The organism is Methylomonas sp. PHL2-19 (assembly GCF_059331595.1).
Genome location: NZ_CP196839.1, coordinates 3869220 through 3892367, shown reverse-complemented (window position 1 = coordinate 3892367; position 23148 = coordinate 3869220). Strand labels below are relative to the sequence as shown.

The 23148-nt window shown below is 47.6% G+C and carries 20 protein-coding genes; 14 read left to right on the top strand and 6 right to left on the bottom strand.

The genetic code is table 11. The annotated features are described in order from the left end of the window. Nucleotides 1–149: 149 nt before the first annotated feature. From ACR02O_RS17865 to ACR02O_RS17845, 5 genes are read right to left on the bottom strand one after another with little or no spacing between them, the layout of a single operon-like run. Nucleotides 150–5195, bottom strand: a complete 5046-nt coding sequence (locus ACR02O_RS17865; RefSeq protein ID WP_494522111.1) for a PilC/PilY family type IV pilus protein — start codon at nt 5193–5195, stop codon at nt 150–152. 53 nt (nt 5196–5248) lie between these two features. Then, a complete protein-coding gene (locus tag ACR02O_RS17860) occupies nt 5249–5749 on the bottom strand; it encodes a pilus assembly PilX family protein (protein WP_033157422.1) in 501 nt (166 codons plus the stop codon). An 8-nt stretch (nt 5750–5757) separates the two neighbouring features. Beyond that, entirely contained in the window at nt 5758–6825 is a 1068-nt protein-coding gene (locus tag ACR02O_RS17855; RefSeq protein WP_033157423.1) for a PilW family protein, read from the bottom strand. Next, nucleotides 6822–7292: a type IV pilus modification protein PilV gene (gene pilV, locus ACR02O_RS17850; RefSeq protein WP_033157424.1), complete on the bottom strand. Its 471-nt coding sequence runs from the start codon at nt 7290–7292 to the stop codon at nt 6822–6824. Before pilV ends, ACR02O_RS17855 begins: the two co-directional genes overlap by 4 nt. A 6-nt stretch (nt 7293–7298) precedes the next feature. After that, entirely contained in the window at nt 7299–7931 is a 633-nt protein-coding gene (locus ACR02O_RS17845; RefSeq protein ID WP_084153334.1) for a GspH/FimT family pseudopilin, read from the bottom strand. Nucleotides 7932–8344: 413 nt separating this feature from the next. On the opposite strand from ACR02O_RS17845, the gene ACR02O_RS17840 reads away from it, so the two are divergent. The 13 genes from ACR02O_RS17840 to ACR02O_RS17780 all read left to right on the top strand — a co-directional run bounded on the left by ACR02O_RS17840 (nt 8345) and on the right by ACR02O_RS17780 (nt 20867). Then, on the top strand, nt 8345–8707 hold the full coding sequence (locus ACR02O_RS17840) for a response regulator (protein WP_033157425.1): 363 nt from the start codon (nt 8345–8347) through the stop codon (nt 8705–8707). A 39-nt stretch (nt 8708–8746) separates the two neighbouring features. Beyond that, the gene (locus tag ACR02O_RS17835; protein WP_033157426.1) at nt 8747–10837 is read left to right on the top strand and encodes a chemotaxis protein CheA; all 2091 of its coding nucleotides are present in this window, start codon (nt 8747–8749) and stop codon (nt 10835–10837) included. A 19-nt stretch (nt 10838–10856) separates the two neighbouring features. Next, nucleotides 10857–11372 (top strand): chemotaxis protein CheW, encoded by a 516-nt coding sequence (locus tag ACR02O_RS17830; RefSeq protein WP_051670100.1) that lies wholly within the window; start codon nt 10857–10859, stop codon nt 11370–11372. A gap of 42 nt (nt 11373–11414) precedes the next feature. Continuing rightward, nucleotides 11415–13760: a methyl-accepting chemotaxis protein gene (locus ACR02O_RS17825; protein ID WP_033157427.1), complete on the top strand. Its 2346-nt coding sequence runs from the start codon at nt 11415–11417 to the stop codon at nt 13758–13760. Nucleotides 13761–13805: 45 nt separating this feature from the next. Beyond that, a complete protein-coding gene (locus tag ACR02O_RS17820) occupies nt 13806–14312 on the top strand; it encodes a chemotaxis protein CheW (protein WP_033157428.1) in 507 nt (168 codons plus the stop codon). Further along, nucleotides 14309–15070 carry a ParA family protein gene (locus ACR02O_RS17815; protein WP_033157429.1) on the top strand — a complete coding sequence of 254 codons (762 nt, stop codon included), beginning with the start codon at nt 14309–14311 and terminating at the stop codon, nt 15068–15070. The genes ACR02O_RS17820 and ACR02O_RS17815 overlap by 4 nt, the downstream gene beginning before the upstream one ends. Then, on the top strand, nt 15070–15579 hold the full coding sequence (locus ACR02O_RS17810; RefSeq protein ID WP_051670102.1) for an STAS domain-containing protein: 510 nt from the start codon (nt 15070–15072) through the stop codon (nt 15577–15579). The genes ACR02O_RS17815 and ACR02O_RS17810 overlap by 1 nt, the downstream gene beginning before the upstream one ends. A 24-nt stretch (nt 15580–15603) precedes the next feature. Further along, complete coding sequence (locus ACR02O_RS17805) at nt 15604–16440, top strand: CheR family methyltransferase (protein ID WP_033157430.1); 837 nt, start codon at nt 15604–15606, stop codon at nt 16438–16440. After that, entirely contained in the window at nt 16437–17075 is a 639-nt protein-coding gene (cheD, locus tag ACR02O_RS17800; RefSeq protein WP_033157431.1) for a chemoreceptor glutamine deamidase CheD, read from the top strand. The genes ACR02O_RS17805 and cheD overlap by 4 nt, the downstream gene beginning before the upstream one ends. A 9-nt stretch (nt 17076–17084) precedes the next feature. Further along, complete coding sequence (locus ACR02O_RS17795; protein ID WP_494522110.1) at nt 17085–18146, top strand: protein-glutamate methylesterase/protein-glutamine glutaminase; 1062 nt, start codon at nt 17085–17087, stop codon at nt 18144–18146. 4 nt (nt 18147–18150) lie between these two features. Beyond that, nucleotides 18151–19353, top strand: coding sequence for a methyl-accepting chemotaxis protein (locus ACR02O_RS17790; RefSeq protein WP_033157433.1), 1203 nt, complete (start codon nt 18151–18153; stop codon nt 19351–19353). A gap of 44 nt (nt 19354–19397) precedes the next feature. Beyond that, the gene (locus tag ACR02O_RS17785) at nt 19398–19697 is read left to right on the top strand and encodes an STAS domain-containing protein (RefSeq protein ID WP_033157434.1); all 300 of its coding nucleotides are present in this window, start codon (nt 19398–19400) and stop codon (nt 19695–19697) included. Nucleotides 19698–19769: 72 nt separating this feature from the next. Then, nucleotides 19770–20867, top strand: a complete 1098-nt coding sequence (locus ACR02O_RS17780) for an AI-2E family transporter (protein WP_033157435.1) — start codon at nt 19770–19772, stop codon at nt 20865–20867. A gap of 5 nt (nt 20868–20872) precedes the next feature. Here the strand turns inward: ACR02O_RS17780 and ACR02O_RS17775 are convergent, their stop codons facing one another. Continuing rightward, nucleotides 20873–22285, bottom strand: a complete 1413-nt coding sequence (locus ACR02O_RS17775) for a PhoH family protein (RefSeq protein ID WP_033157479.1) — start codon at nt 22283–22285, stop codon at nt 20873–20875. A 321-nt stretch (nt 22286–22606) separates the two neighbouring features. On the opposite strand from ACR02O_RS17775, the gene ACR02O_RS17770 reads away from it, so the two are divergent. Continuing rightward, the gene (locus ACR02O_RS17770) at nt 22607–23146 is read left to right on the top strand and encodes a hypothetical protein (RefSeq protein WP_171694768.1); all 540 of its coding nucleotides are present in this window, start codon (nt 22607–22609) and stop codon (nt 23144–23146) included. Nucleotides 23147–23148: the final 2 nt, after the last annotated feature.

The following is a 23148-nucleotide window of genomic DNA, read 5'->3' as shown; positions in this document are numbered from 1 at the left end:
TGAAATATATAAGCCTGTTATCGCATATCGGTTTAATTCAGTGAATACACGCAAATTCGTACGACTAAACCCCGATTAACCAAAAGTCACAGGCATTAAATTCTTAGTATCAGACTAATTCCAAAATAAGCTCTGAACAACTGAGCTATTTATCTCAATTGGCGCCAAGAAGTTCTTTTGCCGCCACCACCTCCTCCGCCAGGGGTAGTTGGGGGTTTTTTAAAAGCTTTCTTGTCCAGGCCATCGCTACCGGATCCGATACCAATATTCTCAACAAGACTAAGATTTTTATGTATGCCAATGCCCAAGTCAAAACCAGTAGCAGCAACTAATTTGCCATCAATTAGCATAAGATCGTTTATATCAGCTTTACTATCATTACCGAATAAATCGAAAGAGGCTGTAGCGGGGCGTTTACCTGTAATTGCCTCCACAGTCATGACGCGGCTCGCACCACCACCCGAGCATGGGTCAGCACTCGGAATCATTGTCGAGAAAATCACTAAATCTAGATACATCACCGGTGGACTAACGACTCTTTCACCTTGAGCGATGTTCGTGGGCTTAAGGAGGTTCATAGCCCAGCCTTTTTTAAGATTGGCTGCACTGCAAGTGGCGGTGGGCGTATCGTCGTCCGTTGATGGAATGGTTGCCACCGAGTAACACACAGTATTTCTAGAGCTTACCCGTACCACGCCTGTTTCCTCTACGCCGGCAGAGTTTTTGGGGTTACCCTCATATGTGATAGTTTGCTCTTGTAGTTTCGCTCTGTCGGTGATTGCCCCAGAGTTGTCATCCCACAGGCCGTAAAAAGACTGAACCTGTGGACTCGTCGGTATGACGTTGTCAGTAGTCTCAAAATATTTGCCTGTACCGAAATACACCATAATGCCACCGGTTTGCTCTGAGCCAACTGCACCAACACTAGGTTTTCCGGTAATCGGTTGACGGTTTGCCGATGTGCATGACGTGCCTGTTGTGGTGCAGGCGACGAATAGTGGCGCGCCACTGTTAGCAATAGTCCAACTAGTTGCGGAGGTCGTGCCTACGTTGAATTTCCAAAGGTTTCCGTAGAGATCCCCGGCGTATATGGTGTCTACAATTGTGTCCCCGTCAGTATCAACCGCCTTTGGTGATGACAGACCATTTTTTTGTGCGGCGTCACCGACTCCGGTATCAAATTTTTTGATTAACGCGCCTGTCTTGGCATTCAATACAAACAACACTGCCTTACCCGCGTCGCTGTTATAACCATTCGCAACGATAACGGCCCACGTGCCGTCTTTCATTCTAGCGATAGCGGGTTGACCTATTGTATAGCCTAGGTCATTGTCATCCGTGCTAGTGAACTCCCATAAAACGCTGCTGGCGCCAAACGTATCAGGATTAGTGACGTCGAGCGCGAATGCGGCTCTGCCTCCGGCTCCTGTGACACCTGCGAGAAGGGTATGCCAGCTCGAATCGTAATACACGTCGCCAAAGCTTGACATGCCGTCAATAAAATACTGATGGGCATAAGTGAGCGATGTCAACTTGCTTAATTCCGGAAATAACGCATTCGGAACATAAGCAAAAATCTCTGTGCCGCCAGTGGTGATCGAGCCGGAGTTCTTTTTAGCGTCGAACCCATGTAGCATGCCGTCATTGGCACCTACGTAAATCATGGGTCTGCGATTTTGGTAACTCGTACTGGCCCGAAATGAAGTGTAGTCGCTACCTTCTGCTCCGGGTAGTGAACTGTATCCGAAGTCATCGGTTCCAACATAGATGGGGTCGGAGTTTACGATGTCACCGAGCTTGTTGGTAGCAATTGTGGCATTCGCTAGATCCGTGTTGTTTTCTAGGAAAGTGCCGTCAAATTTCTTGATTCTGTTTCTAAAGTTTCCGGTACCCAAGCGCTGTTCGTTTGTGTTATCCCCGCGTAACCAATTGAGCCGTAACTCACCTTTGCCGTCAGCAGTACCCGATATTTGGTTTAAATAGTCCTGCTGCGAACTGCCTGTTGGCGCGGTGGTTAAGTTTGCCCATCGAAACTCTATACCCCGTGGAGCACTAGTTAACGTTGGGTTGAGCGTGTAAATTTTGCGGCTACTTGATGTCGGTAACTTTGTGGCAGCGTCCCAGTTGAGATTGTTTGTTTCCAATGCGCCAGTAGTGTCATTGACCGGGATTGCCAACAAATGTCCGCTCCAGTCTCTGGGATCGAATTTGGCTTGATAAACCAATGTCCCGGTATTTAATTTTGCGGTATTGGCTGCTACCGCAGAGGAAGAACTGACGTTGCTGAGTATTTTGGCGAAAGCTTTTCCCAATTGTTCGGAAAGTTTACCGGCATTGGTTACCAGAAAATAACCGTCAGGAGTACCATTTTTATCTTCGTCCCATTCATTTTGGTCAAGAATGTTGTCTTTGTTTTTGTCGTTTACACCCCATTTTGCCGCGTACCAAAGCGGGTCATGTTTAATAAAGCTGGCTGAGGTGGTGGTGCCCACGTTAAATGTTCTGGATGCCGTGAGCGGTAAAGAGACGCCATCGGCCCAAGTACCACCAGGAAACTGACCTGGAGGTGTATCAAGAAAATAATCTTTATCATTTTCTCCGGCATCGGGTTTGTCACGTACTTCCAGATAAACGCCGTCCTTGGTGGTACCGGAAATAACGTAACCCATGTGCTGGGTTATGCCGCCCGCGGCATAGGTTGAATTCAGATCGACCACTACTTGGTTTGATGCATTGACCGTAAACGTATATTCCACAATCGCATCCATATCGTGATCGGCAGCTTGCTCGACGTCCTCGTAATTTATACGGAATTTTCCGTACGGGCGTCCTCCGTTAATCGCGGCATCTTTATTGCCTGGAGTAACACCCGAGACTGGTTCTACCGTGTTGACAATCTTTTCTACGTAAAAGTCTACGATCTGATTGGTGGGCTGAAAGCTGGTTGAGGACTGGGAGATGCTGGAGCCCGCTACGGATTTTGCGAAGGGTACCAAGGTTACTATCTTGCCGTTGACCGGTATTTCGATTCTGGGGAGCGGCGAAGCTAATGCCACTGCCAACGTATCAGTTTTCTGATCGCCGGTAGCGGCGTTTAGATCGGTTTGTCTGCCGTACAAAGCAATGCTACCGGCATAAAAGCCACCTAATTTGGTGGGTTCTTCCGGAGCGAGGCCACGGATATTTTTAAAGCTGTTTGCCGATTTTGCCGTGGGGGCACCGTCGCTGAGAATCCCCGATTGACCGATAAAAATATTGCTCGATTCGGATTCGTTACCCCAAATTGTATCGGCTAGAGTCGATACATTCAGACCAGACAAATCACCTGAGAACGACGAGTCAAAATAGCTGCCGGGTAACTGATTGGTATCGTAGGATGCGTTTATATCGCTTATAACCAGTTGCATTGGTTTCGCACAGCTCAGATATTTACCGCCTGTATTTGAATATGGATCAAGCCAAGTCGGCAAAGGCAATCCTAGTGTTGCATCAGGGGTATCCGTGGCTGTTATGGAGTAGGCTGAGGTGGGGGCTGCTTTACCAGCAAAATAGCGTAAACCCTCGTACATCATTTCCGCTATAGGGTTACCCCATTCGGCTGCTTCACCTTCCGTTATTGCGCGCGTGGTAATCCACCCAGAAGCGTAAGCGTGATCCGAGTAGTTGAAGGTGTTGATACGTAGGTTGTTGATTGTCTTGACGATACCGTTGGTTGTCGTAAATATGCCTGTAGTAGGGTCTACTTCGTTGGTGAAAGATTCTATGTTTTTCCTGAGTACGCCGCCCGAGATGTTCTTTTTATAAGAACCGGTCAGCAAGCCAAATGCCATCGAGTCATTTTCGCCATAGGTGTGTAGCAACCCTGTGGGTTTATAGGTTGTGGTTGATCCACTTTTGTAGGCTTTGCAGTTGGCTTCCAATTTGCCGGTTTCGCAGACGTTAACATTGACACTGTAGTCGGTGATGCTAGAGGCGGTATTCGAGGTGTCCCAGCGCAATACGAAGCTGTCGTCGCCGTAAGCCTCCTCGTGGTGGTATTCAATATCGTAAGCGACACCAGCGGTGAGATGAATAGTGCCATTATTAGTATTGCAATTGCAGACGCCATGGCCTCCGTAATATCCTGCCACTACCGTACCGTTAATCAATACTTCTACTGCATCGTCGCCATCTACCGAAAACTTGTAATTGAGACTGGCAGGAACAGTGATTTTTCCTTTTACAACGGTTAAATAACGTTCGGTACGTTCAGGATTACCATTGGCCTCCAGTCTAGTCATGTTGTCAGTGTGGCGTAAGTTACCGGTGGTGCCGTAATTAGTAACAAATGTTGCATACTCCGCAGCGCTCGATGGATGGGCGGGAGCAGTATCTCCGGTTCTATAAGTTTTTCTCACCAAATTGCTGAATACTATATCGGGAACTACCGACCAGTTAGAGCTACCCGTGGTTGCACAGGCTGTACGGCTGCCGTTATCGCAATCGCTACCGGCCACGGGCCGTTCGATGGAAAGCCATTCCCAAACGCGGTAGGAAGTATTATTTAAGACGCGCATCAAGGGTTGGCCGGTGTAACTTAAGGACACATTTGCAAATAGGTGGCTTTTCCCCGTAGCGGGCTCGGCCAACGGTGTGTAGTCTGAGATAAGGTATCCCGGGTTATTGCTAGGATTGTATTCCTTACCCCATGAATGGGCATCTTGAGGGATAAATGAGCGTTTGAGTACGGTCTTCGAGGTGGTGTCGTCGCCTCGGTAACCGCCATATAGTACCTTGCGGAGAGCGTCAATACGCGCGGTTGTAATGTAGTTAAGAAAATCACCGCTCCAGTCACCGTCCACCGATGAACAGGTTTTATCAGTAGCTGATGGTGTTTTTGCTTTCGGTGTAAAGTATCCTCCGTCGCTGTCCACGTAATCGTAACAACGATGCGAGTCGAAATACCCGAAGTAGTCGATGCTTGGTTTATAGCCAACGTCAATTAATCCATCGCCGTTAAGGTCAGAGGCATCGTTATAGGCTTCATAATACAACTTATGATCGCGGCCCATGGTCAGCATGACGATAGGTGGAACGCTCGAGGTTAGAAATAAGGGTTGTTGAGAAATACCTGCCGAAGCGTTGAAGCTTGCTAGCAATGTCTGAGACAGAATCAGCAAAAAAAAGGCTTTTACTTGGCGTTGCTTAGTTTTCATGATTTTGCCCTCTGCGCGTTTCTGTCTGAAATCAACATAGTCAGTACGACTCACTAAATTTGGTAAATAGACTGGAGCATGACGATAGTGTCTGCTGTGCCGCCGGTTGCTCTGGCGGTAATTCGATAGTTATGTTTTCCGGGACATGCTGCAGGTGCGGGCAAGCAGCCCAAGTCTTCGATTATGTAACGAGGATTAGCGCTGAGGTTTGACAAAACGCCCGTATAAAGCACCGAATCATTGTCGTCCCAACTTATGCTGTCCCAAACTTCCGACGTTTCCGCTGTTGCGCTATTGCAATCTTTATCGCGCGGATTGAATCTCCCGGCAGCTTTGCTGCAGGTGTAGGCATGGGTATTTAGCCAAGTTTCCCCCGCTTGCAAGGCGGACTCCGCCGCTTGAAAGGCAAGATTACGGTCACGCATATTGCCGGCCATTTTTTCTTCCAGACTAGTGACATTGGTGCCGGTCACGCCAATGATCGTCAGAAGCATCAGCATGATTAAGGCGACGACTAGCACTGCGCCAGTTTGTTTTGTTTTCGACTTATTCATGGTGCCACCTATTGCAGCCGATTACGCACTGCAAGCGTCGCGTTGAACACGCGGCGAATTCGCCGGTCACCTGGGTTAATGCCAGTGTTCCCGTTGTAATCGTAAGTGAGGGTTTGCGAGGCCAGATTCTCGCTGGTGCGCGCCAGGATGGAGATACGCACGCTGGCGACATGGGTGATATCGGTGACGTTGGCGGCGGTTTTATATTGGTTGGCTACCCCGTCGGCATCAGTATCTTCTCCGTAGAGAATTTGCAGGTTTTCGATGCCATCGAGTATTTCAACTGGATTGCTGCTACTTGCAGCCTTGGTATTGTCGTATCGCCAAAGAGCTGGTTCCCCGCTTGCGCCTGGACGGATGAAATAGCTGTATGCGCGGTAAGCAAACACTTCCGAGCTGGTTTTGTAGCAGGGTGGGGAAGCGCAAGTTGCCGGCAAAGACACCGCATTGTGCTTAATCAGTGTCGAGGTAGTGCCCGTGGTGGCCCGGAAAAGGTCGGCGTTGCTACAGCTGGATATTAAAACCGGATCACCATCAACTATGCCGCAAGTATTGGAACTGGAAATTTGTATATCCGAGCTTGCGCTTGCCATATCTGCTGATAAATAACCGCCGCAACTTTCACCGTAAACCACTGTTATGACATCGGTGCCAGGAGTGATCGGCGTAGCTAAACCTGACAAGGCGCTTGGCAAGGCTGGGGACCAAGTGGTCGTTACCGGCGATGCCTCACTGCCGTTGTAGCCGACTATGATAGTGGCTGGTGTTGGCGACGATATAGCTGGCGCAACAACGGGCGAGGTAATTGCGGTTGTGGCAGTATTGGTGGGTGTTAAATCGGTTATGGATATACAGCCTTGAAAACCGCTTAAGCGTAAGTCTTTGCTGAGTATTTCCAACGCATAACGGCTGTTTTCTTGTAAACGGGATAGGCCTTCCTGCATTCCGTAAGTCTGCTTCGCGTTAACGAAAATCTTAATTACCCCGCCTAATAGGAAGGCGCCCAGAAGCAGCGCAATCATAATTTCTATGAGAGTCATGCCTGTTTGCAGGAAATAGGTCTGATTTTTTTTCATGGCTGGAAACTCATTACAAACCGTTGCGTCGCCGCTCCATCATGGTCGTCATCCCACCAAATTTTTACCGCATACGCATCGCCTATCCCGTCGCAGTTGTGTGCGGATTTTGAATTTCCGTCCCCCGGGGTTTTGTCCTTACACACGACACCTTCGCCGCTAGGTAATTGACTTCTTAGTTGGTCGTTCCATTGTTTTAAATCGTAACCAGCCATTTGTGCCGGTGTGCAAGTGTTTGCTAAGCAATCGTTATTCGTTTCTGCTTGGTTATCGTAGTTACCCACTGCGTTTGCTCGTACTCGGTCTGCTATATCGTAAGCAAGCAAAGTAGCCTGTGAGCGAAAATATGCACTTTGATTGTTCCGCAGGCTTGTGGATTGCAAGCCCGCCAAGCCAAGCAAGCCCAGGGCAAGTATCACCACGGCGATCAAGACTTCTATTAACGTGAAACCGTTGGCTGTTTTCATGGGTGACTAAAATGGGGGTAAGCAGGATGTGATATTCGAGGCGGTGCTCGCCACCGTGTCAGTGTTGGGTATGCCGTCATTATTGGCGTCCAGGCCCATGCGTACTCGGCCTATGGAGTTCACAATAATTAATCTAGAAGTATTTGCTTCTGGCGTGTTGTTGCCGTCGCTGTTGTTACAAATCACGAAACTGCCGTTGGTATTACTTTGTCCGGATGAAGTAAATCGAATGAAGTTGGCAAAATTATTTCCGCGTAAGGTGTAAGAAGCGCTCAGTGCCGCATAAGTTTTGAGAAGCACATCGTCGCCTGTGTCGAACTCGCCATTGTCATTTGCGTCCGTGAAAACATCCCAGCCTTGCTCCCAATTCGCTGAAGCCCAGGCGGTCTTGTTCTTATTAGTCGATGATTTGTCGTCAATTTTGCGCACAGTCACCGATACGCCACGTTTTACCGCTTCGCTTCGCGCTAAATTCAATGCTGTGACTAATTCGTTGGCTGATGTGGTTAAGCGGTTGTTGCTGATAATCGAAGTGAAGCTTGGAATTGCAATACCCACCAGAACGCCGGCGATAGCGATGGTCACCATCAGCTCAACCAGCGTGAATCCTTTAGATGTTTCGGTGAATAATTTTTGCATAATTTATTGGATTGTGACTCAGGTAGTTGGGCGCAAATGAACTCAAACTCTGTTGCTGTTATTTGCCGCTCCGGCCTATGAAAAGTGCGTTTCTACTCTGGGAACAGGGAAGCGTTGGCTCGTCAAAATCGAATTTGAAGATAGCACAGGATTCAACAAAGTTATGCGAGTTAAACCACAATCACAATGTGAGTGTTTACAGATTTTCGCCAAAATGGCGGTCCCAGCAACGAAGCGTCTTAGATTTTTAAAATGAGTGTTTTTCGGCAAGATCAGCTTTCTCTAACTACAATCTTGGCTGAGCTTAGCTACAATCTGAGCAATGTAAAATTCTAATCAGGTGAACTGGCAATCGCAGTTTGTGCTGATTTAACGGTTTTAAATTATGTTCGATAAATTTTGAGGAGAAAATTGTGGCAACAATTCTTGCTGTAGACGATTCCGCATCAATGAGGCAGATGGTGGCGTTTACCTTAAAAGGCGCCGGTTATAACGTGGTAGAAGCGGTTGATGGAGCGGATGCCTTGAATAAAGCGAAAGCGCAAGCTTTTGATTGCGTCGTTACCGATGTCAATATGCCAAACAAGGACGGAATTGAGTTGATTAGAGACTTACGCGCTTTACCAAACTACAAGTTTACGCCGATGTTGATGCTGACCACTGAAGCGGGAGCGGATAAAAAGCAGCAGGGCAAAGATGCCGGTGCAACGGGCTGGATAGTGAAGCCATTCAATCCCGACCAACTCTTGAAAACGATCAAAAAAGTGATGGGTTAAGTATCCGCCTCTTCAGAGACATCAGCACCGGGTAATTCTATGTCAATCGATATGGCGCAATTTCATCAGGTTTTTTTCGAAGAGAGTTTCGAAGGACTTGACGCGATGGAATCGGGATTGCTCAACCTTGATTTGGGGGATGTTAACGTCGAAGACATCAACACCATTTTCCGCGCCGCGCATTCGATCAAAGGCGGTAGCGGAACTTTCGGTTTTACCGCGGTTTCCGACTTTACCCATGTCATGGAGACCTTGCTTGATGAAATGCGCGATGGCCGCAGAAAGATCACGCAACCGGCGGTTGATGTATTGTTGGGGTCAGTCGATTGTCTGAGAGATATGCTGCAATCGATACAAAACGGTAGTGAAGTGGATCAGTCTGATGTCGCTGAGCATAAATTAGCTTTGGATAACGAGCTAAATAATACAGTGCCCAGTTCCCCTGCAGGGAGACACGCTCCGGACACTTCGGCGTCAAAAAGTGCTGCGGATTTGCCGGCTGAAGAAGCTGAACAAATCGCCGGCTGGGTGATAGCCTTCAGCCCACATTTACATTTGTTGAAGACCGGTAACGAACCGGTGCGGATGTTCAGGGAGTTGGCAGCCCTGGGCCAATTGACGACAACCGTTGATTTACAAGGTGTACCCGATCTTTACGATTTGGATCCGGAAGAGTGTCATTTGTCCTGGAAATTGCGTGTTTTGGGCGATATTCCGGAGGCGGAAATTGACGAGATTTTCGATTGGGTCGAGGACGATTGCGATTTGGCTAAACAGCCAATCTACAAAACGTCCACAGGTTCTGCGCAAGCCGAGGTCTCAGTAGACATCGCTATAACGCCCGTTACAAACAGCGTTCATAGAGACATCAGCCCTGAGTTTGCAAGTACCGGAGAATCTGAGTCGAATACGCTGGAGCGTAAAAACGGCAAAAAAGAGGAAGCAAAAGCCGCACCGAAAGGTTCAAGTTCCATTCGCGTGGATACCAGCAAAATCGATACCTTGATTAACATGGTAGGGGAGTTGGTCATCACCCAATCCATGCTCAGCTTATTAGGCGAACATTTCGAACTGAATAAACTTGATCAATTGAAAAACGGACTTTCTCAGCTAGAGCGACATACCCGCGAACTGCAGGAAAGCGTGATGAACATTCGCATGCTGCCTATCAGTTTCGTGTTTAGCCGTTTCCCACGGCTGGCGCATGATATCAGCAGCAAACTAGGTAAAAAAATCGAACTTAAATTGGTGGGTGAACACACCGAAGTGGATAAGACCGTCGTCGAACTGCTCAGTGATCCCTTGGTTCATTTAGTCAGAAACAGCTTGGACCATGGCATTGAAATGCCCGATGTCAGGCTCGCGGCCGGCAAACCCGAGACGGGTACGGTCACCCTTGAAGCCTATCATCGCGGCGGGAACATCGTGATTGAAGTGACTGACGATGGTAAAGGCCTCGACAAAGATAAATTAAGGGCCAAAGCCATTGAAAAAGGCTTGATCGATCCCGATGCGATCTTAAGCGATAAGCAAACATACGAGCTGATTTTTATGCCGGGGTTTTCTACGGCCGAAAAGCTTACCGATATTTCCGGTCGCGGCGTGGGGATGGATGTGGTGCGACGTAATATCCAGGCTTTGGGCGGCAACATAGAAATCCTTTCCGAGTTAGGCAAAGGCTCCACCATTTCCATTCATCTCCCGCTGACTCTGGCTATCCTGGATGGTCAGTCGATTGCGGTTGGCGACGAAACCTACATATTACCCTTGGGTTCTATTATCGAGTCACTCCATGTCAAGGAAGACAGGCTCAATCGAGTAGCGGGCAAAGGCGAAACTTTCCTGTTACGCGGCCAATATCTGCCGATTATTAGAATGCATCAAATTTTTAACGTACCCACCGCGAAAACCACCAAGCTAACCGAAGGTTTAATTGTGGTTGTCGAAGGGCAAGGGTTGCGTTGCGGATTGTTCGTGGATGATCTGCTTGGACAGCAGCAAGTGGTAATCAAGTCGCTCGAGGCGAATTATCGACGGATTGACGGGGTATCTGGCGCAACTATTCTGGGCGATGGTTCGGTGGCACTGATTCTTGATATCCCCGGTCTCGTGCGTTTAGCCAATCAATAAACCTAACCTAAAGCGTGTCATGTCGGAAATAATCGAACTCAGCAACACTGACCAGCAAGATGCAAAGCGCTTGGATACTAGTTTGCAGTTTTTAAGCTTTACCTTGGGCCAGGAAGAATATGGGGTAGATATTCTGCGAGTTCAGGAGATTCGCAGTTGGGAGCCGGTATCGCGAATTCCTAATGTGCCGGCTTATGAAAAAGGTGTGGTCAATCTGCGCGGTGCGATAGTGCCTATCATTGATTTACGCGAGCGATTTCAACTGGGACACAGTGATTATTCGCCTTTGACGGTCGTTGTGGTCTTGCAAGCGCACATGGCCGATAAAACCAGGATCATCGGGGTCGTGGTGGATTCAGTTTCAGACGTTGTCGATGTCAATAAAAAAAGTATCCAAAGCGCGCCGAATTTTGGTGCAAAAGTCAGTACTGAATTTATCAACGGCCTGGTTTCAGTAAATGGCCGAATGGTGATGCTGTTGGATGTAGATAAATTATTAAAACTTGATGGCCTGGATGGTGAAGATGAAAGTTAAAAAAAGAGCTGTTTATGGCTGGGTTGTAATGGAGGATATGCAATGAAACTCAATCACCCTGTGACTGATCGCGAAGTCTTAATGAAGCCAGGCACCATTTTGGTCACGCGCACCAATTTAAAAGGCATTATTACCTATGCAAACGACGCTTTTATCGAAATTAGCGGCTTTAGCAAGGATGAACTTGTGGGGGCCAATCATAATATGGTTCGTCATCCTGACATGCCGCCGGCGGCATTTGAAGATTTATGGAATTGTTTGAAGGCTGGACGCCCGTGGACCGCACCCGTCAAAAATAGGACCAAGACCGGAGATTATTATTGGGTGGAAGCAAACGTAACGCCGGTGTTCAAGAATGGCAAAGTGCAGGAATACCTGTCGGTTCGTTACGCGCCATCCCGGGAACAAATCCAACAAGCCGAATCTTTGTATGAAAAACTAAATGCCAATAAAGCCACAATACGGCCGACGGGGATTAATGCGCTCATCAAGAAATTACTGGAATTGGGCTTGTGGAAAAAAGTGGGGATTATCTATCTGATCTTTTTGTTGCCGACGATCAATTCCATTTACGATCACTATATCGAACAAAAATACCCGGAGATGTTCCTGTTTTTGGGCTTGGCCGGATTTGCCTCAATATTGGGATATTCGGTGATTCGCAGTGTTGTAAAGGCTCTAGAGAATTCGATACGTATTTCTTATCGGATGGCGGATGAACAATTCCGGAATACGATAGATTTGGACCGTGGTGATGAGATCGGCGATTTCTATCGGGCCTTATACGGCATGCAGGTTAAATTGAATTCCGATTTGGCTTATTCCAAACAGGTAGCGTCGGAAGCGATGCGCATCAAACAGGCGCTCGACAATGTGCAGTCCTGTGTCATGGTGGCTAACAACGATTTAGATATCATCTACATGAATAAGACAGTAGCCGATATGTTCCAAAATGCGGAAGCGGACATTCGCAAGCAGTTGCCTGACTTCAATGCCAGCAAACTGATGGGCGCCAACATCGATCAATTCCATAAAAAACCAGCTCACCAACGAGGCCTGTTGGCAAACCTATCCAGCACATTTAGTTCTGCGTTGGTGATTGGCGGCAGACACATGAATATCGTTGCCAACCCGGTTAAGAACGACGAAAACGAGCGTATCGGCATCGTGGTCGAGTGGTTGGATAGAACGCATGAAGTAAAAATCGAGCAGGAAATTGCCAGCATTGTGGAAGCTGTCAAAGTGGGTGAGTTGTCCAGCCGGATTGAGATGGCCGACAAACAAGGCTTTTTTGAAACGCTCAGCGAAGGCATCAACGAACTGACCGATGTGATCGAAAACGTCTTCCGAGATGTTGGCAGTACCATGCAAAGTATGGCTTCTGGAGATTTGACCAATCGAATCACCAGTGATTACCAAGGAGTTTATTTAAACTGCAAAAACGATATTAATACCACCATCGATAAGCTGAACGAAATTTTCGGTCAGGTTAGCGAGTCTGCTCATTTTATTAACAACTCGTCCCAAGAAATTGCCAGCGGTAATAACAATCTATCGCAACGCGCCGAGCAACAGGCTGCGAATTTGCAGCAAACTGCCGCCAGCATGGAAGAGTTGACCAGTACTGTAAAAAATAACGCCGATAACGCTCAGCAAGCTAACGCAGTGGCCAATAACGCCAGAGAATTGGCTGAAAAAGGCGGGAATGTCGTCAAGGCGGCGGTTTCCGCCATGCAGGAAATCAACGAGAGCAGTAATAAAATCGCTGACATCATCAGCGTGATTGATGAAATTGCCTTCCAAACCAATTTGTTGGCTTTGAATGCCTCAGTGGAAGCAGCCAGAGCAGGCGAGCAAGGTAGAGGCTTTTCCGTTGTTGCCACAGAGGTGAGAAATCTGGCGCAACGCAGTGCTACTGCGGCCAGGGAGAGTAAAGAGCTGATTCAAACCAGTGTGCAAAAAGTCAGAGCAGGCACCGAGTTTGTGAACGAAACCGGTAAAGCTTTGAACGAAATTGTGGCAGGTGTGCAGAAGGTGGGGGATATCGTCGCCCAGATTGCCGATGCAAGTATTGAGCAGTCTGCGGGTATAGGGCAGGTGAATCAGGCTGTTGCGCAAATGGACGAAATCACCCAACAAAACGCGGCCTTAGCCGAAGAAGCATCTGCCGCCAGTGTTTCAATGAGCGACTTGTCGACGAATATGGTCGAGATGTTGGCGTTTTTCAAAACAGAAAAAAAATCCGGGCAGCAAAAAGTTGTTCATCAAGCCGATAGTGCCAGTGTTGTTCGTGCAGAGGCCAATAGAATGGCATCATCGCCAGCGGTTCGTCAGCCGAGTAGTTTTAAGCAAACCTCACAAGCCGACGACGAGTGGCAGGATTTTTAGCGGAGTTGCTTGATTGACCAAACCATTAGATAGGGAATAGCCGCCATGACAGCCGATTTAGAATCCAATCAGCACGTTGAGCAATTTCTGACTTTCGAGTTGGAAGGCGAGGCATATGGCATCGAAATTTTGAAAGTCCAAGAAATTAGAGGCTGGGAGCCCATTAGAAAAATTCCCAATACCCCTGATTTTGTAAAAGGTGCGTTAAATTTGCGCGGTTCCATAGTGCCGATTGTCGATCTGCGCGAACGTTTTCAGATGCAAAAAGTGGAATATACCCCGGTGACAGTCGTTATTGTGATGAGTGTCAATACTGCTTCCGGTACTTCGGTGATGGGCATCGTCGCTGATGCCGTATCCGACGTGTTGGATATTAAGCTGTCCGATATAAAAGAAGCGCCGAATTTGGGGTCGAAAATCAATACTCAATATATGCGCGGCATGTTCGTCGGCAAGAAAAATATGGTGATGTTATTGGATGTCGATAAGCTTTTAAATCCGGAAGAGTTTGTCGGTATTGCCGGGCTTGCTGCTATTGCCGAGGGTAAATGAGCGCGAGGATTGTAGCGGTCCTTAACCAGAAAGGCGGGGTAGGAAAAACCACCACTTCGGTCAATTTGACCCACGCTCTAGCTAAACTCGGTAAGAAAATTACAGTGATAGACTTTGATCCACAGAGTCATTTGGCCGTTTCGCTAGGTTCTGTAGATACGCAAACAAGTGGGATTGATAAGGTTTTGTTGGAAGGGGCGAGTCTCGCGGAGCAATCAATTCCGGTTAGAAAGAATCTGAATTTGGTGGTTGCCGGTCCAAGATTGCAGGAAATTGAGCAATTGACGGATGGTGGAGCCAGACGTGGTGATCTGCTTCGCAGAGCTTTGCTTGACGGCAATCGCGATGAAGATTTTATCTTTATCGATTGTCCCCCTTCTTCCGGGGTATTGGTGGCCAATGCCTTGTTTGCCGCCGATGAAATATTGGTGCCGATGACCAGTGATTATTTGGCATTGCAAGGCTTGTCGCATTTGGTGGGAACCATCAGGAAATTTGAAAGTGCTTTGAAAAGGCCCTACAAGTTTTCCCTGGTCATGTCCAGGTATATACCGGCCAGACGCATGTCAAAGGAGGTGTTGAGTGTTATACAAAAATACTTCCCTGGGCAAATTTTGGCGACCACCATTCGGGAAACGGCTTTACTCGCCGAGTGCCCTAGTTTTGGTAAAACCATTTTTGAATATCGCCCGGGTTGCCGTTCCGCACGAGATTTTATGGCACTTGCCGAAGACTTTTTAGAAGGGAGGATGATGTAATGGCGGAACAAAATGAAGATAGTTTGATCGGTTACGACCCTCTGGCCTGGATGCATCGATCAGATTTCAATCACGACTCACAAAAAGCCCAAGTTAGTGAAGCGGAAGCGGACAGTTCGACAGAACTTGCGAGCTCGACAGAAACAGCGTCAAACCTTGAGACAGACTTGGATCAAGCGCCGGCCGACGCCTCTGAGTCATACGCCTCTCAAAGTGAGCGAGCGGTTTTGGTATTGGATTCGGTACTTAATATTCAAAATGTCTCGGCTCTCCACCAGCGCTTAACGCAGATGCTCAGCAATTTTGAGGCTATCGATATCGACGCTTCCGGCGTGACGATGATAGATACCGCAACTCTGCAACTGTTATTGATTTTAAAGCAGACCGCAATTGGCTTGCAGAAATCCGTTTCTATCGATTTTCCTTCCGATAAGTTTATTGAAGCCTCGGAGTTGTTGGGGATTGCCGAAATGTTGGAAGTTGATCAGGCAGCATCCGGCTTCTTTTGATGGGGTACTACCCGAATATACAAAATGAAAGAAAAAGCGCGCGAGTTTGAATATACCCAAGCAGATTTTGACGTTCTAAGGAAAATATCCAACCAACATTCCGGAATCTTGGTGCCGGACGATAAATTCGATATGTTTTATTCGAGGTTGTCGAAACGGGTCCGCATGCTGGGCTTCACCAGCTTCAAACAGTATTGTCACTATTTGAAAAACAACCCGGATACTGAGTTTACTGAATTTATTAATGCTGTCACCACTAACCTCACTTCTTTTTTTCGCGAAAATCACCACTTTGAATATTTAAGTAAGACGGTTGTACCGGGCTTGCTTAAAAAGCATGCCGGGACTAAACAGATTAAAGTTTGGTCCGCAGGTTGCTCAACAGGTGAGGAGCCTTATTCTTTGGCGATGACCTTGAAGGAAAGCGTTCCGGCTGATTGGACTATAAATATTCTGGCTACCGATCTTGATACGAATGTTTTGGCCACCGCCGCAGCCGGTATTTACATGGCTGATCGCGTGACAGGAATAGCCGAGCAACGCCTTAAGCGCTGGTTTCAAAAAGGTGTGGGTGGACAAGCGAACAAGGTGCGAGTTAAACCGGAATTGAAAGAATTGATAGAGTTTAAACAATTGAATTTGATGCAGGAGTGGCCCTTGAAAGGGTATTTTGATTTTATTTTTTGCCGAAATGTTTTGATCTATTTTGATCGGGAAACCAAGGCGATGTTAGCGAATCGTTACTGCGGCTTATTGGAAGAGGGTTCATATTTATTCATTGGACATTCAGAATCCTTGCATCAGCTCGATACCGGATTCAGTTTGATAGGTAACACCATCTACAGGAAGTCGATTAAGTGAGTCATGTGCGACATGTGGATAGACCGCTTATCGCCGGCTTCGAAAACGTCAATCGATATTGGGATCAAGAAAATCAAATAGTGGCGGCAAAATTAATGCCCGGTGATTACTACGTCACCAAACAGGATGAAATGATTACGACTGTGCTGGGTTCTTGCGTGGCAGCCTGTATCAGGGATGTGGTGACCGGCGTGGGTGGTATGAATCATTTCATGTTGCCGGAGACCAGTAAAAGTCGCTTGAATGCCAGAGACGAAGCTGTCGTTGGTAATGCCTCTCGCTATGGCAATTACGCGATGGAACATTTGATCAACGCTATTTTGCAAAATGGCGGTAAGCGTAAAAACCTGGAAGTTAAGCTGTTCGGCGGCGGCAAAATCATTGCTACCCTGGGTGATGTAGGGGCCAGAAACATTCAATTCGTTTTGGACTATGTGGACACTGAAGCGTTGAATTTGGTTTCTCATGATTTGGGCGATATTTATCCGCGTAAGGTGAATTTCTTTCCGCATACCGGACGGGTCAGAATGAAAAAAATTAAAGATTTACACAACCAAACTATCTTCCTGCGCGAGAAGCAATATAGTTCCAGTATCAAGGACGCACCGGTTGAAGGTAGCGTAGAGCTATTTTAGGAAACCAGGATGACAAAAATTAAGCTATTGATTGTTGACGACTCGGCATTAATTCGCCAAATGTTGACGCAAATTTTTAATGAGGCAGGCGATATTGAAGTTGTCGGCACGGCCAGTGATCCGATTATTGCCCGGGAAAAAATAAAGGCCTTGAATCCCGACGTATTAACACTGGATGTAGAAATGCCGCGTATGGATGGTCTGACATTTTTACGTAATTTGATGCGTTTACGACCGATGCCGGTGGTCATGATTTCAACGTTGACCGAAAAAGGCGCCGAAGTGACCCTTGATGCGTTAGCGCTCGGTGCGGTTGATTTCGTGGCAAAACCAAAAATCGATGTCTCCCATGGCTTACGAGCCTATGCGGATGAGATTATCGGTAAAATCAGGATGGCCGCTCAAGCAAAAGTCAAAGCTTTGGAAACCAATAGGGTTAATGTCCCAGCTCTTAATTCAGTGAATGAGAATGCAGCCAGTACGATGAAAAAGCATTTCAAAACGACTCATAAAATTGTGGCGTTGGGTTCTTCAACGGGCGGCACCGAAGCGGTCAAGGAACTGGTAAAAAGCCTGCCCAGGACGGCGCCGGCGATTGTCATTACCCAACATTTGCCGCTCGCCTTCAGCACTTCGTTTGCCAAACATGTTAACGAGGCCACTGAGATGACTGCTTGCGTGGCTAGCGATGGGCAACTGATATTGCCCGGAAATATCTATATAGCGCCAGGTGATCAACATTTAATGGTTGTGAGAGATGGTGCTCGTTATGCGTGCCGCCTTGATGATGGTCCACCTGTCAACAGACATAAGCCTTCCGTGGATGTCCTGTTTCGATCAGTTGCCGAGAATGTGGGTAGCAATGCGGTTGGAGTTATGTTGACGGGCATGGGGGCGGATGGTGCCAGAGCCATGCTTGAGATGCGCGAGGCCGGGGCCGTCAACATAGTGCAGGATGAAGCATCCAGTATCGTTTGGGGCATGCCCGGCGAGGCCTACAAACTGGGAGCCGCGCATCATGTGTTATCCTTGGGGAAAATAGCGGAAAAAATCCTGGCCCTGGTGGATTGAAAATATGTTGCAGTTCCTAAAAGATAACGCGCTTCTGGTTTTATTCACGCTGGTAGTTTTGTTATTGCCGTTGCTTTTGTCCAACGCGCTGGTTTATTGGCTAGCCGCCGCCATCGCAACGATGTTGTGGATGGTCAAAGCATTTCGTGCGCAACGTGCGCAAGTGTCAGCCTTGACAAACAGCAAGGGTCTAAGCGAAGCCGAATTGGTGCGCGCGATTGATGACTATTTACTGCATTTGAAAGATTGTATCGACCAAGAAGCCTCCTATTTTCGCGCGGAATTGGAACAGCTCAAATCCATGCTTGCCGATGCGGTGACTACGATGTCCAACAGCTTCAATAGCTTGGCTAGTTTGACGTCCGGGCAGTCATCGATAGTATATTCGTTGGTAGCTGATCTGGAAGGAAGTACCGACAAAGGGCGTAGCAGTATCAATTTCACGAGTTTTGCTCAGGAAACCGATGATGTCCTGCAGTTTTTTATCGACCATATTCTGCAAATCAGTAAGCAGAGCATGGAAATGGTCGCGGTCATCAATGATGTTGGGGGCCATATGGCTCATGTCGAGAAACTATTGGGCGATGTGCAGAAGATTGCCGATCAAACCAATTTGTTGGCGCTGAATGCCGCCATAGAAGCAGCCAGGGCGGGAGAAGCCGGTCGAGGCTTTGCAGTGGTTGCGGGAGAAGTGCGGAATCTTTCAAAAAACTCCGATAAGTTCAGCGAGGAAATTAAGCGCGTGGTGAAAGCCTCGAAGGATAATATCCGCGAAGCGCAAACCATGATCGAAATAATGGCCTCCAAAGACATGAACGTGGCGATTAGTTCCAAGGCCAGTATCGACAAGATGATGGATGATATCGCCATCATTAATGCCAATATCTCCAACAATGTCGGCGAAATTTCCCAACTGACCAATCAAATCGAGTTCAATGTGGGTAATGCGGTGAGAGGTCTGCAATTTGAGGATATGGCCCGGCAATTGATTGAATACTTACAATTCAATTTAGAACATTTCGGTTCGCTATCCGACGAGGTCAGTATAGGTTTGGGGGTATTTAAAACCGGTGGCGACACTGATTGGCGTGACCAATTACGGCAAGGCTCGGATCGCTTGAAAATCATGAAGCAACAGTGGCAAGTCAGAAAATCGCACATTGTGTCGCAATCTTCCATGGAAGAAGGCGATGTGGATCTGTTTTAGGCTAAAGGTAAGAGATGACATGAAAATTTGTGAGGTTAAAAAATATGGGTATTGATGCACGTGTTGATGCGGGAGTGCTGTCGATTAAAATAAGCGGTCGGTTCGATTTCGGCGTGCACAACGAGTTTCGCGAAGCTACCAAGCTGGTTGAAAGTGGCGTGAAGTTGATAGAAGTGGATTTGATCGGTACCGAATACTTAGATAGCTCCGCCCTTGGCATGCTGTTAGTTCTGCGAGATAAGATGGCGGGTGATAAGTCGGCAATACGGATTAAAAATTCGCGTACCGAAGTTAAAAAAATTTTGGAAATCGCTAATTTTGATAAATTATTTACACTATCCTGAGCAATCCCGCTTTTTTATATAACCTAATGGCGCGATCAAACCGACAACGGTTTGCGTAGCCGCCAACACCTCATGAACCAGCAGACTGACTTTTCCAGTTCCGATTTCATTAGAAATTTTTTCCAGCGATTTCTACCCAATTCCCAAGTTGTTTCCCTAGCCATAGTTTTGCTGGGCGGCTTTTTATTGATATACGGTTTGCTGGATTTGCTGATGCCGGTCTTTGTGGCGATTGTGTTGGCGTATCTACTGGAAGGGCTGGTGGTTAAAGCCGAACAGCGTCAACTCGGTCGTTTGATTTCGGTGCATCTCGTATTCTTTGCGTTTATGGCTGTGCTGGGTTTTGTGTTGTTCGTGCTGGTGCCGATAGTGTCCGAGCAAACCGTGCAACTGGTGCAACACATACCAGAGATTGTTTCCAGTACCCAAGCCGAAATCATGCGCTTCCCTGAACGCCATCCGGAACTGATTTCGGAAGTCCGGATTCGCGAAATCATGTTCTCCATTCAGCAAGACTTGCTCAAGTATGGTCAGGATTTGATCTCCGGCTCCGCCCAATCGTTTGTCGGATTGGTGGCGGTGATCATTTATTTGTTTTTGGTGCCGTTGATGGTGTTTTTCTTTCTGAAAGATAAACAGGTTTTATTGGGCTGGTTTGTACAGTTTCTGCCAAGGGATACCAGTCTTAGCCTGCGAGTGTGGCATGAAGTCGATAGGCAAATAGCCAATTACGTTAGAGGCAAATTTCTCGAAGTGTTTATCCTGTGGGCGGTCAGTTACATAGTCTTCTGGTTGTTGGGTTTGAATTATGCGATGTTGCTTGCGGTACTGATGGGCTTGTCTGTGGTGATTCCTTATGTCGGTGCGACATTAGTCACTTTTCCGGTATTGGCGGTGGCTTATGTGCAGTGGGGCGTGGGCGGCAGTGATCATTTTATGTATGTGTTTATTGCCTATTCAGTGATTCAGGCATTGGATGGCGTCATATTAGTGCCGCTGCTGTTCTCCGAAGCCGTGAATTTGCATCCTATTGCAATTATTGTTGCCATCCTGTTTTTTGGCGGCTTGTGGGGTTTTTGGGGGGTATTTTTTGCGATACCCTTGGCCACGCTGGTTAAAGCGGTATTAATGGCGTGGCCAAAGGCTGAGATCAGTGAATCATCGGCTTGATGGCTTTACAAATTATCGGATGCAAAATCCGCCAGGCGCGAACGCTCGCCACGCCGCAAAGTAATGTGGGCGCTATTCGGCCAAGATTTGAAACGGTCAACCACGTAGGTCAAACCGGAGCTGGTTGCCGTTAGATACGGCGTATCGATTTGTGCCAGATTGCCGATACAGATGATCTTAGTGCCGGGCCCTGCTCGGGTAATCAAGGTTTTCATCTGTTTCGGCGTCAGGTTTTGTGCCTCGTCGATAATCAGGTAGCGGTTCAGAAAAGTCCGGCCACGCATAAAGTTCAGCGAACGAATTTTTACCCGGTTCATCATGACGTTTTGCGACGCGCCTTGTTCCCATTCGGTCGTGCCCGAGCGGCTGCCCAGCAACTCCAGGTTATCCATCAACGCCCCCATCCACGGCGCCATTTTTTCCTCTTCCGTACCCGGTAAAAAGCCAATGTCCTCGCCGACCGGCATGGTCTCCCGTGTCATGATAATTTCCAAATAGGCTTTGCTTTCCAGAGTCAAAGACAGGCCGGCTGCCAGTGCCAGCAAGGTTTTACCGGTGCCGGCAGAGCCTATTAACGTCACGAAGTCCACGTTTGGGTCGAGCAGGGCATTCAACGCAAAATTTTGCTCGCGGTTTTTGGCGGAAATCCCCCAGATGCTATTGTGTTTGGTCCGATAATCGCGGGCCAATTGCAACACAGCCGTGTCGCCTTCGCGGCTTTTTACGATGGCTTCGAAGTTATCTTCGCCTTCCATATACAGATATTGGTTGGGATACCATTCGGCCACCAGCGGACCATTCACGCGGTAGTATGTGTGGTCGTTTTCCTGCCACGATTCCATCTTACCGCCGTGTTCCTCCCAGAAGTCGCTGTCCAGCGGCATCGTGCCGGTGTAGAGCAGGTCTATATCTTCGATGGTTTGATCGTTATGGTAATCCTCGGCAGTAATCTGTAGCGCGGCTGCTTTGATGCGCATATTGATGTCTTTGGAGACCAGGATTACATTCACATCCGGGTATTCCTTACCCAAGGCCAACACGATACTGAGGATAGAATTATCGGCAATCTGTCCAGGTAGGTCGGCAGGGAGTAGATGCGACAATTGCCGGGTTTGAAAATACAGACGGCCGTCGAATTCTCGCTCGCCGTTCCGAGCATAATCGATGCGCGACAGCGGTAAGCCGGCGTTGATGGTTTGTTGATCGGCATCGCGGATTAATTCGTCCAAAAACCGGCTAACTTGGCGGACGTTGCGCGATACGTCGGATAAGCCTTTTTTGGCGTGATCCAATTCCTCCAGCACCACCATCGGAATGAAAACATTATGTTCTTGAAAGCGAAAAATGGACGTTGGGTCGTGCATCAGTACGTTGGTGTCCAACACGAACAATTTTTTGCCGGCGGATTGAATATTCATATTATCCTTGTAAAAAGCGTGGAAAAGCGGTTTCAACGCAAACCCGGTGCTGCGCTAAAGGTATTTCTACTCCAAGTGTAGAGTTATCGTCAACCGAGCTATCGCTTGCCCTGTGCCCGATAAGCGTTGCTACCCTATGCAAAAGAGTAGTGCGATTTCACCGTCAATTCCGGGTTTTTTAAAAATACCGGTGCCAATAATCGACTAATCTCCAGTTTCTCTATACTTAAGCCGTCGTCATTGCTTTTGTATAGTCGGTTACAATAGGGCGCATATGTCGCGACAACTTAATTTGTATCGGTATTTTTAGGATAGTTATTTATGACACTTTCACCATCAAGCCAGCCAGACTTGGGTTGGAGCCAGATTAGGGAAACCATCAAGCTGTTGACCGTTTCGGTTGCTCAGGTTGAGGGCAGCATGAAAGCCGGCGACGAGTCGGTCTCAGCCTTGGCCGACTCGTTTACCGGTATGGTTGAAGATATGAAAAATATTCATCAGTTACTGAGTAGTTTTCAGCAGAGCGAGAGCCGCGACCAGGCTCTGGCGCATTGCGAGGCGACCCAGGATAAAATCTATTCGGCGATTGTGGCGTTCCAGTTTTATGATCGCCTGCAGCAATGCTTGCAACACGTGTCCAACAATCTAAAAGGTTTGTCGGTCATCATCGATACGCCGCAGAGGTTATATAATCCTGCCGAATGGTATAAGTTTCAGGAAAGCATTCGCAACCAGTACACTATGGAATCTGAAAAAGTGATGTTTGATGCTATCCATCAGGGCAAAAGCGTCGATGAAGCGCTAGCCTTGTTTCAACAAGCAAATCGGCAAAGCGACGACGATGAAATCGAACTGTTTTAATT

What these genes read in the sequence shown, in the direction of transcription:
- ACR02O_RS17865 (WP_494522111.1), bottom strand. Translation starts at nt 5,195, where the DNA reads ATGAAAACTAAGCAACGCCAAGTAAAAGCCTTTTTTTTGCTGATTCTG.
- ACR02O_RS17860 (WP_033157422.1), bottom strand. Translation starts at nt 5,749, where the DNA reads ATGAATAAGTCGAAAACAAAACAAACTGGCGCAGTGCTAGTCGTCGCC.
- ACR02O_RS17855 (WP_033157423.1), bottom strand. Translation starts at nt 6,825, where the DNA reads ATGAAAAAAAATCAGACCTATTTCCTGCAAACAGGCATGACTCTCATA.
- pilV (WP_033157424.1), bottom strand. Translation starts at nt 7,292, where the DNA reads ATGAAAACAGCCAACGGTTTCACGTTAATAGAAGTCTTGATCGCCGTG.
- ACR02O_RS17845 (WP_084153334.1), bottom strand. Translation starts at nt 7,931, where the DNA reads ATGCAAAAATTATTCACCGAAACATCTAAAGGATTCACGCTGGTTGAG.
- ACR02O_RS17835 (WP_033157426.1), top strand. Translation starts at nt 8,747, where the DNA reads ATGTCAATCGATATGGCGCAATTTCATCAGGTTTTTTTCGAAGAGAGT.
- ACR02O_RS17830 (WP_051670100.1), top strand. Translation starts at nt 10,857, where the DNA reads ATGTCGGAAATAATCGAACTCAGCAACACTGACCAGCAAGATGCAAAG.
- ACR02O_RS17825 (WP_033157427.1), top strand. Translation starts at nt 11,415, where the DNA reads ATGAAACTCAATCACCCTGTGACTGATCGCGAAGTCTTAATGAAGCCA.
- ACR02O_RS17820 (WP_033157428.1), top strand. Translation starts at nt 13,806, where the DNA reads ATGACAGCCGATTTAGAATCCAATCAGCACGTTGAGCAATTTCTGACT.
- ACR02O_RS17815 (WP_033157429.1), top strand. Translation starts at nt 14,309, where the DNA reads ATGAGCGCGAGGATTGTAGCGGTCCTTAACCAGAAAGGCGGGGTAGGA.
- ACR02O_RS17810 (WP_051670102.1), top strand. Translation starts at nt 15,070, where the DNA reads ATGGCGGAACAAAATGAAGATAGTTTGATCGGTTACGACCCTCTGGCC.
- ACR02O_RS17805 (WP_033157430.1), top strand. Translation starts at nt 15,604, where the DNA reads ATGAAAGAAAAAGCGCGCGAGTTTGAATATACCCAAGCAGATTTTGAC.
- ACR02O_RS17795 (WP_494522110.1), top strand. Translation starts at nt 17,085, where the DNA reads ATGACAAAAATTAAGCTATTGATTGTTGACGACTCGGCATTAATTCGC.
- ACR02O_RS17790 (WP_033157433.1), top strand. Translation starts at nt 18,151, where the DNA reads ATGTTGCAGTTCCTAAAAGATAACGCGCTTCTGGTTTTATTCACGCTG.
- ACR02O_RS17785 (WP_033157434.1), top strand. Translation starts at nt 19,398, where the DNA reads ATGGGTATTGATGCACGTGTTGATGCGGGAGTGCTGTCGATTAAAATA.
- ACR02O_RS17780 (WP_033157435.1), top strand. Translation starts at nt 19,770, where the DNA reads ATGAACCAGCAGACTGACTTTTCCAGTTCCGATTTCATTAGAAATTTT.
- ACR02O_RS17775 (WP_033157479.1), bottom strand. Translation starts at nt 22,285, where the DNA reads ATGAATATTCAATCCGCCGGCAAAAAATTGTTCGTGTTGGACACCAAC.
- ACR02O_RS17770 (WP_171694768.1), top strand. Translation starts at nt 22,607, where the DNA reads ATGACACTTTCACCATCAAGCCAGCCAGACTTGGGTTGGAGCCAGATT.